This is a genomic window from Pseudomonas sp. EA_65y_Pfl1_P113, assembly GCF_963970525.1.
Lineage (GTDB): Bacteria > Pseudomonadota > Gammaproteobacteria > Pseudomonadales > Pseudomonadaceae > Aquipseudomonas > Aquipseudomonas tritici.
This window is the reverse complement of the sequence record NZ_CAXAQM010000005.1, coordinates 112,240-124,853: the sequence shown is the minus strand read 5'-3', so window position 1 is coordinate 124,853 and position 12,614 is coordinate 112,240. Positions and strand designations below refer to the sequence as shown.

9 protein-coding genes, 1 tRNA gene and 1 pseudogene are annotated in these 12,614 nt (G+C 59.5%); 9 read left to right on the top strand and 2 right to left on the bottom strand.

Going from position 1 to position 12,614, the window contains the following annotated elements:
• The first annotated feature begins 11 nt into the window (after positions 1–11).
• The 4 genes from AACY52_RS07180 (at position 12) to AACY52_RS07165 (ending at position 5,806) form a co-directional block, all read left to right on the top strand.
• The gene (locus AACY52_RS07180; protein WP_339416755.1) at positions 12–614 is read left to right on the top strand and encodes a DsbA family protein; all 603 of its coding nucleotides are present in this window, start codon (positions 12–14) and stop codon (positions 612–614) included.
• Positions 607–2,424 (top strand): ABC transporter ATP-binding protein, encoded by a 1,818-nt coding sequence (locus AACY52_RS07175; RefSeq protein ID WP_339560381.1) that lies wholly within the window; start codon positions 607–609, stop codon positions 2,422–2,424. The genes AACY52_RS07180 and AACY52_RS07175 overlap by 8 nt, the downstream gene beginning before the upstream one ends.
• Before the next feature lie 71 nt (positions 2,425–2,495).
• A complete protein-coding gene (locus AACY52_RS07170) occupies positions 2,496–4,958 on the top strand; it encodes an EAL domain-containing protein (RefSeq protein ID WP_339427433.1) in 2,463 nt (820 codons plus the stop codon).
• Positions 4,959–5,038: 80 nt separating this feature from the next.
• The gene (locus tag AACY52_RS07165) at positions 5,039–5,806 is read left to right on the top strand and encodes a TenA family transcriptional regulator (protein ID WP_370467864.1); all 768 of its coding nucleotides are present in this window, start codon (positions 5,039–5,041) and stop codon (positions 5,804–5,806) included.
• Positions 5,807–5,878: 72 nt separating this feature from the next.
• On the opposite strand, the gene AACY52_RS07160 is transcribed toward AACY52_RS07165, so the two are convergent.
• Complete coding sequence (locus AACY52_RS07160) at positions 5,879–6,805, bottom strand: GGDEF domain-containing protein (protein WP_339416466.1); 927 nt, start codon at positions 6,803–6,805, stop codon at positions 5,879–5,881.
• A 305-nt stretch (positions 6,806–7,110) separates the two neighbouring features.
• Entirely contained in the window at positions 7,111–8,253 is a 1,143-nt protein-coding gene (gene lldD, locus AACY52_RS07155) for an FMN-dependent L-lactate dehydrogenase LldD (protein WP_339560380.1), read from the bottom strand.
• A gap of 100 nt (positions 8,254–8,353) precedes the next feature.
• Here lldD and AACY52_RS07150 point away from each other — a divergent pair, with 100 nt between their 5' ends.
• From AACY52_RS07150 to istB, 5 genes and pseudogenes are all read left to right on the top strand, one after another.
• Positions 8,354–9,250, top strand: a complete 897-nt coding sequence (locus AACY52_RS07150; RefSeq protein ID WP_339560379.1) for a LysR family transcriptional regulator — start codon at positions 8,354–8,356, stop codon at positions 9,248–9,250.
• A gap of 60 nt (positions 9,251–9,310) precedes the next feature.
• A tRNA-Asn gene (locus tag AACY52_RS07145) sits at positions 9,311–9,386 on the top strand.
• Positions 9,387–9,507: 121 nt separating this feature from the next.
• Positions 9,508–10,101, top strand: a pseudogene (locus AACY52_RS07140) (ParA family protein); the annotation flags it as partial.
• Positions 10,085–11,614, top strand: coding sequence for an IS21 family transposase (gene istA, locus AACY52_RS07135; protein ID WP_339506614.1), 1,530 nt, complete (start codon positions 10,085–10,087; stop codon positions 11,612–11,614). The pseudogene AACY52_RS07140 and the gene istA, both read left to right, overlap by 17 nt.
• Positions 11,615–11,634: 20 nt before the next feature.
• Positions 11,635–12,381, top strand: a complete 747-nt coding sequence (gene istB, locus AACY52_RS07130; RefSeq protein WP_339560378.1) for an IS21-like element ISPre4 family helper ATPase IstB — start codon at positions 11,635–11,637, stop codon at positions 12,379–12,381.
• The last annotated feature ends 233 nt before the right edge of the window (positions 12,382–12,614 follow it).

The following is a 12,614-nucleotide window of genomic DNA, read 5'->3' as shown; positions in this document are numbered from 1 at the left end:
TAATGGACCCGATGTGTTCCTGGTGCTGGGGCTTTGCCCCGGTGGCCGAGGCGTTGGTGAAGCAGGCCCAGTCGGCCGGTGTGGAACTGCACCTGGTGGTGGGCGGCCTGCGCACTGGCAGTGGCGCGGCGTTGGAGCCGACGACCCGCCGCTACATCCTGGAGCACTGGCAGGCCGTCACCGACGCCACCGGCCAGCCGTTCAAACGCGAAGGCGCATTGCCTGACGGTTTTGTGTACGACACGGAGCCCGCGTGCCGCGCTATCGTTACCGCCCGCAGCTTGGCGCCGGATTGCGCGTGGAAACTGCTGGGGCTGATCCAGCGTGCTTTTTATGTCGAGGGCCGCGATGTGACCCTTGCCAGCGTGCTGGTGGAGCTGGCCGAGCAGGCGGGCATTCCGCGTATCGAGTTCGCCGGTGCTTTTGACCGTGCCGAGCAGCATGCTGCCACGGCTGCCGACTTCACTTGGGTGCAGGACTTGGGTATCGCCGGCTTCCCGACGCTGTTGGCCGAGCGTAATGGCCAGTTGGCCCTGCTGACCAACGGTTACCAGCCGTTGTCCGAGCTGTCGCCGTTGTTGGGCCGGTGGCTGGAGCGAGCGACCTGTGCATGATCAGCCAGACAAAGATGCCGGCAAACGTGTGGACCGACTGACCTGGGCGGAAATTCGCCGCCTGGCCCTGCGTCACAAGAAATCCCTGTGGATCGCCAATGGCGTCGCCGTGCTGGCAACCCTGTGCAGTGTACCGATCCCCTTGCTACTGCCGTTGCTGGTGGACGAAGTGCTGCTGGGCCATGGCGATGCTGCCCTCAAAGTGATGAACCACGCCCTCCCGCTGGGTTGGCAGAAAGCGGCCGGGTATATCGGCCTCATGCTGCTGGTGACCCTGTGTCTGCGCTGCGGCGCCCTGGTGTTCAACGTAGTGCAGGCGCGGCTGTTTGCGCGGCTGGCGAAGGACATCGTGTACCGCATCCGGGTGCGCCTGATCGAGCGGCTCAAGCGTATTTCCCTGGGCGAGTACGAAAGCCTGGGCAGTGGCACGGTCACCACGCACTTGGTCACCGACCTGGATACCCTGGATAGATTCGTCGGCGAAACCCTCAGCCGCTTTCTGGTGGCCATGCTCACGCTGGTAGGCACTTCGGCGATCCTGGTGTGGATGCATTGGCAATTGGCGCTGCTGATCCTGTTGTTCAACCCGCTGGTGATCTACGCCACGGTGCAGTTGGGCAAACGCGTCAAACACTTGAAGAAGCTGGAAAACGACAGTACCTCGCGCTTCACCCAGGCCTTGACCGAGACCCTCGACGCTATCCAGGAAGTGCGCGCCGGCAACCGCCAGGGCTTTTTCCTCGGGCGCCTGGGCCAGCGTGCCCGGGAAGTGCGTGACTTTGCCATTCATTCACAGTGGAAAACCGACGCTTCCAGCCGCGCCAGTGGTTTGCTGTTCCAGTTTGGTATCGATATTTTCCGTGCGGCCGCCATGCTCACCGTGTTGTTTTCCGACCTCTCCATTGGCCAGATGCTCGCGGTGTTCAGTTACTTGTGGTTCATGATCGGGCCGGTGGAGCAACTGTTGAACTTGCAATATGCCTATTACGCGGCGGGCGGTGCGCTGACGCGGATCAACGAACTGCTGGCACGTGCCGACGAACCGCAGTATGCGGGGGGTGAGGACCCGTTTATCGGGCGTGAGACCGTCGGCATTGAAGTGCGCGGCCTGGACTTCGGCTACGGCGAAGACCTGGTGCTCGATCAGTTGAACCTGGTCATTGCGCCGGGCGAGAAAGTGGCAATCGTCGGCGCCAGCGGCGGCGGTAAAAGTACCTTGGTACAACTGCTGCTCGGGCTGTATACGCCACAGGCTGGAACTATCCGCTTTGGTGGTGCCACTCAGCAGGAAATCGGGCTGGAAACCATCCGCGAAAACGTCGCCGTGGTGCTGCAACATCCCGCGCTGTTCAACGATACCGTGCGCGCCAACCTGACCATGGGTCGCGAGCGCAGCGACCAGGCCTGCTGGCAGGCACTGGAAATCGCCCAGTTGGATGCTACCGTCAAGGCATTGCCGATGGGCTTGGACAGTGTGGTGGGGCGCTCCGGAGTGAGGTTTTCCGGCGGGCAGCGTCAACGCCTGGCGATTGCGCGCATGGTGTTGGCCGAGCCGAAAGTGGTGATCCTCGACGAAGCAACTTCCGCCCTGGACGCCGCTACCGAGTACAGCCTGCACCAGGCGCTGGCGCGGTTTCTCAGTGGGCGTACTACACTGATCATCGCCCACCGCCTGTCGGCGGTTAAGCAAGCCGACCGAGTATTAGTGTTCGACGGCGGTCACATTGCTGAGGACGGTGATCATCAGCAATTGATTGCCGATGGCGGCTTGTACGCCAAACTCTACGGACACTTACAGCAAGTACGTTGATTCAGCCTAAGCTGAGCTATCGGAAGCGGTTTTTCGCGTGCGTATCCAGCAGTGCATGTGCAAGGGACTTCATGAAGCAAAAGCGTACTCTCGGAACGCCAAGGCTATTGGGCATTGTGTGGCCTTTCATCGCCGTGGTGCTGTTTCAGGCATTGTTGGGCAGTGTCAGTCTTTTCATGCTTTCAGCTGTGCGCGGCTATGTGGCCGGCGAGAGCCTGTGGTCGAAGGGCCAGAAAGACGCCATCTACTACCTCACGGTCTACGCTGACAGTCGTGACCAAGCCACGTACCTCAGATACCAGCAGGCCATAGCCGTGCCCCAGGGCGGGCATGAGCTGCGCATCGCCCTCGATCGTCCTACGCCTGATCTTACGGCTGCGCGGCTGGGCATTCTCAAGGGAGGCAACCACCCGGATGACGTCTCGAGCCTGATCTGGCTGTACCTCAATTTTCGTCACTTCAGCTACCTGGAAAAAGCCATCGAGTTGTGGACTGTGGGCGATGGCTACCTGGTGCAACTCGATGGCTTGGCCCAGGAGATGCACGGCGCAATCCTCCGCGACCAAGTCAACGCCAACGATGTGCGGCAATGGAAGGCGCATATCATCGCGATCAATGAAGGCGTAACGCCAGCTGCCAAGGCCTTCAGCGATGCATTGGGCGAAGGCTCGCGGATGATCCTGCGGCTGCTGCTGATCACCAACCTGGCCACGGCCCTTGTCCTGATTGTGCTGGCGCTGTTGCGCACGCATAAGTTGCTGGCCCAGCGTCACGCTTTCGCCAACGCCCTGCAGCAGGAGAAGGAGCGAGCGCAGATCACGTTGGAGTCGATTGGCGATGGAGTGATCACCACCGACGTCGACGGCGCCATTACCTATATGAACCCGGCAGCCGAGGCGCTGACCCACTGGCATTCGGCCCAGGCTCAGGGCCTGCCGCTGGCAGCGCTGTTCAACTTGTTGGATGACGATGCCGAGCCCGACGGGTTTACCTTGATCGAACATATCGTCAAGGGCCAGCTCAGCGGCGGCAGCGAGCATTCAAAGACCATCCAGCGGCTGGATGGCAGCACGGTCTCGGTAACCCTGGTGGGGGCGCCGATCCGCAGCGACGGCAAGGTCACGGGGGCGGTGCTGGTGTTGCATGACATGACCCAAGAGCGCCAATACATCGCCAACCTGTCCTGGCAGGCAACCCATGACGCCCTGACTGGCCTGGCCAACCGCCGCGAATTCGAATTCCGCCTGGAACAGGTGCTGCACCCAGCAGGGCAGCAGGACGGCGGGCGGCATGCATTGATGTTTCTTGACCTGGACCAGTTCAAGCTGGTCAACGACACCTGTGGTCATGCGGCAGGTGATGAACTGTTGCGACATATTTGCGCGTTGCTGCAGTCCGACCTGCGCGAGGGCGACACCCTGGCGCGCCTGGGGGGGGATGAGTTCGGCATTTTGCTGGAAAACTGCCCGGCGGTCGTGGCCGAAAAAATCGCCGAGAGCCTGCGCCATACTGTGCAGAACCTGCATTTTGTGTGGAAGGGCCGGCCGTTCATGACCACTGTCAGCGTCGGCCTGGTGCACCTTGGGCAAACCCCGACCACCCTGGAAACCTCGCTGCGCGCCGCCGACATGGCGTGCTACATGGCCAAGGAGAAAGGTCGCAACCGTGTGCAGGTGTACCACGCCGATGATTCGGAATTGTCCCTGCGTTTTGGCGAGATGGCCTGGGTGCAGCGCCTGCACATGGCCTTGGAAGAGAATCGGTTTTGCCTCTACGCCCAGGAAATCTCGCCCCTGGGACAGACCGATGCGGGCAATGGGCATATCGAAATCCTGCTGCGCCTGCATGATGAGGCCGGCCGCATCATCTTGCCTGACAGCTTTATCCCGGCGGCCGAGCGTTACGGTCTGATGACGTCCCTGGACCGTTGGGTGGTGGAGAATGTGTTCAAGATCATCGCCCGTTGCCTGCAGGAGCGTCCGAACCGCCCTATGGCCGTGTGTGCGATCAATCTGTCAGGTATAACTATTGGTGATGATGAGTTCCTCGGATTTTTACGTGAGAAATTTCATACTTACAATATTCCGCCCAGCATGATCTGTTTTGAAATTACCGAAACCAGTGCAATCGCTAATCTGGGCAGTGCAATCCGCTTTATTAATGAACTCAAAGCCTTAGGTTGTCAGTTCTCGCTGGATGACTTTTGTGCCGGAATGTCCTCATTCGCTTATCTCAAACATTTACCTGTAGACTTCCTGAAGATCGATGGAAGTTTCGTAAAGGATATGCTGGACGACCCGATTAACCGCGCGATGGTCGAAGTGATCAATCACATCGGCCATGTCATGGGTAAGCGCACAATTGCAGAATTTGTCGAGACACCGCAAATCGAACAGGCACTACTCGACATTGGTGTTGATTACGCTCAGGGCTACCTGATTGAACGACCGCAATTGTTTACCTTTGATAGCTTGCAGTGTCGACCTGTGCGGCCGCAGCCCCTGTTATTCAAGGCGCCTGGCACATTCCGCTGAAACATTCGCTGGTCTGTACAATCACACTTAAAAAGGAGCCTTAAACAGTGATCGACACATTCAACAGAACCGGCCCGCTTATGGAAGCCTCGAGTTATCCCGCCTGGGCACAAAAACTGATCCAGGACTGTAGCGAGAGCAAGCGTCGCGTTGTCGAACACGAACTGTACCAGCGCATGCGCGATAACACGCTCAGCGCCAAGACCATGCGCCACTACCTGATCGGTGGCTGGCCTGTGGTGGAACAGTTTGCCTTGTACATGGCACAGAACCTCACCAAGACCAAATTTGCCCGCCATCCGGGGGAGGACATGGCGCGCCGCTGGCTGATGCGCAATATTCGCGTGGAACTCAACCATGCCGACTATTGGATGCATTGGGCCCGTGCTCACGGCGTGAGCCTGGAAGACTTGCAGGCCCAGAATGTGCCGCCGGAGCTGCACGCACTGAGCCATTGGTGCTGGCACACTAGCTCTGCCGATTCGCTGATCGTGGCGATTGCCGCGACCAACTACGCAATCGAGGGGGCAACGGGGGAATGGTCTGCGGTGGTGTGTTCTACCGGCGTCTACGCAGCGGCGTTCCCAGAGGAAGAGCGCAAGCGCGCGATGAAGTGGCTGAAGATGCACGCCCAGTACGATGACGCCCACCCGTGGGAAGCGCTGGAAATCATCTGCACCCTGGCCGGCATGAACCCGACCCAGCAATTGCAGGTAGAGCTGCGCCAAGCCGTGTGCAAGAGCTACGACTACATGTATCTCTTCTTGGAAAGTTGCATGCGCCTGGAGAAAGAGAAGGCGCCAGCCTTGGTGCGTGAGCGCCAGGCGCGGGTCGCCAGCGAAGCCTGATGCAGTAGGTAATGTGGCGAGGGAGCAAGCTCCCTCGCCACAGTTATGTCATTCGACTTTAACGGTTAGGGCTTACCCCGCCATCGCTAAGCGGTTGCGGCCTTCGCGCTTGGCCACGTACAACGCGCTGTCAGCTCGGCGCAGCAGGCTTTCGGCAGATTCTGCCGCCAGCAAGGTCGAACAACCGAGGCTCACCGTCAATTCGATCCGCTCTCCATCCACCCGGTAATCCTGGGTCTGTGCCGCTTGGCGCAGGCGTTCGCCGACCATTGCCGCCGCGTCTCGGCCGGTGTTGGACAGCAGGATCAGAAACTCTTCCCCGCCAAATCGAAACACCATGTCCACGTTGCGCAATTGACTCTTTATCGCTGCGGCGACGGCGCGCAGCACGGTATCGCCGGCGGTGTGGCCGTGGGTATCGTTGATGACCTTGAAGTGGTCGATGTCGAGCATCAGCAAGGACAGCGGGTTCAGGTGCCGGCGCGCCATGTCGATTTCCCGTTGCAAGGTCTGGTCCATGGCAATGCGGTTGCCGGTGTCGGTCAACGGGTCGCGCAGTGCGCTGCGGGTGGCGGCACGGTAGAGCAGAGCGTTGCGCATCGGGTAGAGCAGGGTGGCCAGCAGGGATTCGAGCTGGCCCAGTTCTTCTTCCACCAGGCGCTGGTTGCGGCGAAAGATTAATTCACCGAGGTGCTCGCCTTCATGGCTCAGGCTATAGCTCACCGTATGGTGACCGCGATGGCCGAACTCCAGGCGCAGGTCGCTGGCTTGATGGCGGTATTGCAGGGCGTCCAGAGGCACCAGGCGTTGGATCTCTCGGAAGAAAACACCGAGGATGCGCTCCGGCTCCAGGCTGGTTTGCAGTTGCAGGCCCAGTTGCTGGCGAAGTTGGCTGATAGTGGTGGGACGGTGTGGGACGAGGGATGGCTGACCAAACCCCAGGCGCTGCAATTTGGCACTGTCGAAGTCAATTGCGTTGGTCTGGGTAGGTGTTTTCATGAGCAATCGGCCTCTAAGCTCTTAGCTGTCTTACAGGCTCGATGAGAGTGGCGAGTGCCAAGCGTCTAACTGTTCCTTCAGTTCCGTAAAACATTGGTTACAGTTTAGACCGCTTTTTACTGGGTTATAACCCCGGGGAACCACCGCACGTCTTGTCATCGCTTAACCTGCTTGGAGAGGTTAGAGCGATATTCGTGCCAAATGGTTTAACATTATTAAATGTTCTTATAAAACAACGACTATTCCTATCGGTAGAAACAGTCGTTGAATAATCACGCCGGTTATTTGGCTGATGGGTACCCGTTTTAAAGGTGTTGGCCAACCAAGGTGGTTTGGTCAATCTGGTCAATCGACGTCACGCCCGTGAGGGTCATGGCCACGCGCATTTCCTTGGCGAAGATGTCCAGCAGGTTTTCCACGCCGTGCTGGCCATCGGCGGCCAGCGCGTAGGCACTGGCGCGACCCAGCAGGCAGGCTTTGGCACCCAGGGCGAGCATGCGCACCACGTCCAGCCCGGAACGGATGCCGGAGTCGACCAGCACCGTAAGGTCGTCGCCCACCGCATCGGCAATCGGTGGCAAGGCTTTAGCGGTGGACAGCACGCCATCCAATTGACGACCACCATGGTTGGAAACCACGATGCCATCGGCGCCGAAACTCACCGCGTCCTTGGCATCCTGTGGGTCGAGGATGCCCTTGATGATCATCGGGCCCTTCCAGAATTCGCGGATCCACTCCAGGTCTTTCCAACTGATCGACGGGTCGAAGTTGTTGGCCAGCCAGCCGATGTAATCTTCCAAGTGGGTGGGTTTGCCTAGGTACTTGGAGATATTGCCAAGGTCGTGCGGGCGGCCCATCAACCCCACATCAAAGGCCCATTGCGGCTTGGTGACAGCTTGCAACATGCGTCGCTGTGCTGCGAAGGGCCCGGACATGCCCGAGTGGGCATCGCGGTAGCGCGCGCCGGGCGTGGGCATATCCACAGTGAATACCAGCGTCGTGACGCCGGCCGCCTGCGCTCGTTCCAGTGCGTTGCGCATGAAGCCACGGTCCTTGAGCACATACAGTTGGAACCAGATCGCCCGCGCACTTTGCGACGCCACCTCTTCAATTGGGCACACCGATACCGTCGACAGGCAGAACGGGATGCCTTTGTTCTCCGCTGCCTTGGCGGCCTGCACTTCGCCGCGTCGCGCATACATGCCGGTCAGGCCCACCGGGCTGAGGATCACCGGCATGTCCAGTGTCTGGCCGAACACCGTGGTCTTCAGGCTCAGGTTATCCACATTGCGCAGGACGCGCTGGCGCAGGCTGATCTCGGCCAGGTCCGAACTGTTCGCGCGCATCGTGTGTTCGGCGTAGGCGCCGCCGTCAATGTAGTCGAACAGGAAGCGCGGCAGCTTGCGCTTGGCGGCTGCGCGGTAGTCGGAGGCAGACGAGATGATCATGAACAGTGTCTCCACAAGCCAGGGCGGATCAGGATAGGCAAATATCTGGCATGATAAAAACAACTTTTATCACTGCTAGCCAGTCGCCAAAGGAATACCGATGAACCTGAGAACACTGCGTACCTTTGTCGAAGTGGTGCGCCAAGGTGGCTTTTCCCAGGCTGCCGAGGTGGTGTCCCTGACTCAATCCACCGTGAGCAAGGCGATCAAGACCCTCGAAGACGAGCTGGGCACGCCGTTGCTCAACCGTCTCGGCCACCGCAACGAACTCACCGCCGCCGGCGAAATTGCCTACCGCCGCGCCTTGGTGCTGCTCGCCGAGCACAACGACCTGGTGGCGGAGATCAACGACCTGCGCGGCCTCAAGCGTGGCGTGCTACGCATCGGCTTGCCGCCTGTGGGCTGCGGCGTGTTGTTCGCGACGATGTTTGCCACCTACCGCAGTCGCTATCCGGACATCGACATCGAACTCACCGAATACGGCAGCAAAAAACTGCGCGAGTGCCTGGAAGCGGGGGAGGTCGACCTGGCGGCGCTGCTGCTGCCGGTGGATGAAGGCTTCGATTACCAACCCGTGCGCAATGAACCACTGATCGCGGTGTTGCCCATCAGCCACCCATTGGCCCTGCGCAAACGCATCGACTTCACCGACTTGGCGGATTCACCCTTCATCCTGTTTGAAGCCGGCTTCGCCCTGAACGCCAAAATTCTCGCCGCGTGCGAACGCAAAGGCGTCACCCCCAAGGTGACGGCGCGCAGCGGCCAGATCGACTTCATCGTCGACCTGGTCGCCGCCGGTTTGGGCGTGGCTTTCCTGCCGCGCATGCTGGCGCACAAACATCAACACGCGGGCATCGCCCTGATCCCCTTGGACGAACCCCACACCGACTGGCACATCGCCTTGGCCTGGCGAGCCAGCGCCCACTTACCACCCGCCGCCCTGGCCTGGCTGGAGATGGCCAGCGAGCACGCAGACTCAACCGGCCATCCGTTTTAATCTCAGCAAGTGCCATAGAAAGCTTGACTTCTCCTTTTCAATCAGTAACATACGGCGCATTCCGCGATAGCTCAGTTGGTAGAGCAAATGACTGTTAATCATTGGGTCCCTGGTTCGAGTCCAGGTCGTGGAGCCAGATAGAGAAAGCCTGCAGAGATGCAGGCTTTTTTTTGCCTTGGATTTCTCCGAGGTGATCAAAGCGCACAGCGTGACCAGCATGAAGCCGTCTCTAATCCTACGATTCAGAGGGAAGCCCCATGAAAGTCGCTGCAGTCGTTTCAACCAAAGGCGGGCCGGGTAAAACCACGGTCGGCGCCAATTTAGGTGCGTTCTGCGCCGATGCAGGTGTTCGGACCCTGCTCATTGACCTTGATAATCAGCCGTCACTGTCCTCGTTTTACAACCTGTCGCATGAGGCACCTGGCGGTACCTATCAGTTGATCACGAGTAATGAGACTCGGCCTGATCAAATCATTTCTCAAACCTGCATCCCCAATCTGTCGCTGATCAAGTCAAATGATCCCTTCAATTTATTGAGTAATTTGTTACTGCACGCTGCTGACGGACGCCTTCGTCTCAAGAATTTAATGCCGGCCTTTGCGCAAGACTTTGATCTGATTTTGATCGATACCCAGGGCGCTCGCTCCATCGTGCTAGAGATGGCCTTGCTGGGTTCTCAAGTGGCTATTTCTCCCATCACGCCCGATATGTTGACGGCTCGAGAGTTTCAGCGTGGGATGCTCCAGCTCTATCGAGACCTGGAGCCTTTGGCTGCATTGGGTGCAGTGACACCGGTGTTGAACATCGTGATCAACAAACTGGATGCAACCAATGATGCAAATCTTATCCATGCGTAAAATCCGAGAGGTACTACGCCTAAAGTTCGACGCCGGCCTGTCCGTGCGCAAGATCGCCGCCAGCCTGCGCATCAGTAGCGGCAGTGCGGGCAACTACTTGCACCGCTTTAACGCTTGCGGGCTGAGTTGGCCGACATTGTTATCGGACTCCGAACTGGAGCGATGCCTGTTCCCTCCAGCACCAACAGTTTCCAGCGATCAACGTCCGATGCCTGACTGGGCTTGGGCGCATGCCGAGTTGCGCCGCCCCGGCGTAACTCTGGCCCTGCTTTGGCAAGAGTACCGACTCGCTCACCCGCAAGGCTTCCAATACAGCTGGTTCTGCGAGCACTACCGCCTCTGGGCCGCCAAGGTCGATGTTGTCATGCGCCAGGAGCACCGTGCCGGCGAAAAGCTGTTCGTCGATTACTCCGGACAGACCGCGCCCATCATCGACCGACAGACCGGTGAAATCCGTCAGGCCCAGATCTTCGTCGCCGTCCTAGGCGCGTCCAGCTACACCTTTGCCGAAGCCACTTGGTCGCAGAAACTGCCCGACTGGCTGGGCTCGCACGCCCGCTGTTTTGCTTTTTTCGGCGGCACATCGCAGATCCTGGTGCCCGATAATCTGCGCAGTGGCGTCACCAAGGCGCATCGCTACGAGCCGGACATCAACCCCAGTTACCGCGATCTCGCCGAGCATTACGGCGTAGCCGTACTGCCCGCGCGTTCGCGTAAACCCAAGGACAAAGCCAAGGTTGAAGTGGGTGTGCAAGTGGTCGAGCGCTGGATCCTGGCAGTGCTGCGCAACCGCCAGTTCTTCTCGCTCGGAGAACTCAACACGGCAATCAGCCTGCTGCTCGAACGCCTCAATCAAAAGCCCTTCAAGAAGCTGCCCGGCTCACGCCGGTCAGCCTTCGAGACCCTTGACCAACCGGCGCTGCAACCGTTACCGGAGCATCCGTACGTCTACGCCGAATGGAAAAAAGTACGCGTCCACATCGACTACCACGTCGAGGTCGACGGCCATTACTACTCGGTGCCGTACCAGCTGGTGAAGCACCAACTCGAAGCGCGGCTAACCGCTAAGACCGTCGAGTGCTTCCACGCCAACCAGCGGGTGGCCAGCCATCTGCGCTCGCCGCACAAAGGCCGCCACACCACCCAAACCGAGCACATGCCCAAAAGTCACCGCGAACATGCCGAATGGACGCCGCAGCGACTGATCCACTGGGCTGAGCAGACCGGGCCGAACACCGCTGGTGTCATCGCTCATATCCTCGAACGCCGAATCCATCCGCAGCACGGTTTCCGCGCCTGCCTGGGGATCCTGCGCTTGGGCAAACAGTACAGCGAAGAGCGGCTGGAAGCCGCGTGCCAGCGTGCGCTGGCACTGGGTGCATGCAGTTACAAAAGCCTGGAATCGATCTTGCGCCAAGGCCTTGAACGCCTGCCGCTGGCCCAGCAAAACCTGCCGCTGCTGCCCGACGAACACATCAACCTGCGTGGCCCCGGCTACTACCACTGACCTGAAAAAGGATCACCAAAATGCTACCCAACCCGACACTCGACAAGCTGCAAACCCTGCGCCTGCACGGCATGATCAAGGCGCTTGGCGAACAAGATGCAACGCCTGACATCAACGATCTCAGCTTCGACGAACGCCTCGGTCTGATGGTCGACCGCGAGCTGACTGAACGTGAAAACACGCGTCTGAGCAGCCGCCTGAAACTGGCACGACTGCGCCACAACGCTTGCCTGGAAGACATCGATTACCGCAGCCCGCGTGGCCTGGACAAGTCCATGATCCTGCAACTGGGAAGCGGCCAGTGGCTGCGCGATGGCTTGAATCTGATCATCGGCGGCCCGACCGGTGTAGGCAAAACCTGGCTCGCCTGCGCGCTGGCCCACAAGGCCTGCCGGGACGGCTACAGCGTGCGCTACCTGCGCTTGATGGAAGAGCTGGGCCTGGCCCACGGAGACGGCCGCTTCGCGAAACTGATGGCGGGTTATGCCAAGACCGACCTGCTGATCTTGGACGACTGGGGCCTAGCGCCGTTTACCGCTGCGCAAAGGCGCGACATGTTGGAACTGCTGGACGACCGTTACGGCAACCGCTCGACGCTGCTCACCAGCCAGATGCCGGTGGACAAATGGCATGCGCTGATCGGCGACCCGACCTTGGGCGATGCGATCCTCGACCGGCTGGTGCACAACGCTTATCGAATCGAACTAAAGGGCGAATCGATGCGCAGACGCGCAACGAAATTGACGGCAACAGGGACTTCAGAATAACAATGCAAACCTGCGTCGCTGCGCTCCGACTGCCTGTCCAAATGGGCGTGGATCAGGTGTCCAAGTGAGCGTGGAACGAGTGTCCAAATGATCGTGGACTGGGTGTCCAAATGTCGTGGAATCCGCAGCCTCGGCCAGAAGCGGCCGTCGGGTGTGTACGAAACTCGGGGCGATTCAAGTTTTGGCGAACTGTTTTTACACACTCTGGGCGGTCTGCGCCCCTCACGAGGGCA

What these genes read in the sequence shown, in the direction of transcription:
- AACY52_RS07180 (WP_339416755.1), top strand. Translation starts at nt 12, where the DNA reads ATGTGTTCCTGGTGCTGGGGCTTTGCCCCGGTGGCCGAGGCGTTGGTG.
- AACY52_RS07170 (WP_339427433.1), top strand. Translation starts at nt 2,496, where the DNA reads ATGAAGCAAAAGCGTACTCTCGGAACGCCAAGGCTATTGGGCATTGTG.
- AACY52_RS07165 (WP_370467864.1), top strand. Translation starts at nt 5,039, where the DNA reads ATGGAAGCCTCGAGTTATCCCGCCTGGGCACAAAAACTGATCCAGGAC.
- AACY52_RS07160 (WP_339416466.1), bottom strand. Translation starts at nt 6,805, where the DNA reads ATGAAAACACCTACCCAGACCAACGCAATTGACTTCGACAGTGCCAAA.
- lldD (WP_339560380.1), bottom strand. Translation starts at nt 8,253, where the DNA reads ATGATCATCTCGTCTGCCTCCGACTACCGCGCAGCCGCCAAGCGCAAG.
- AACY52_RS07150 (WP_339560379.1), top strand. Translation starts at nt 8,354, where the DNA reads ATGAACCTGAGAACACTGCGTACCTTTGTCGAAGTGGTGCGCCAAGGT.
- istA (WP_339506614.1), top strand. Translation starts at nt 10,085, where the DNA reads ATGCAAATCTTATCCATGCGTAAAATCCGAGAGGTACTACGCCTAAAG.
- istB (WP_339560378.1), top strand. Translation starts at nt 11,635, where the DNA reads ATGCTACCCAACCCGACACTCGACAAGCTGCAAACCCTGCGCCTGCAC.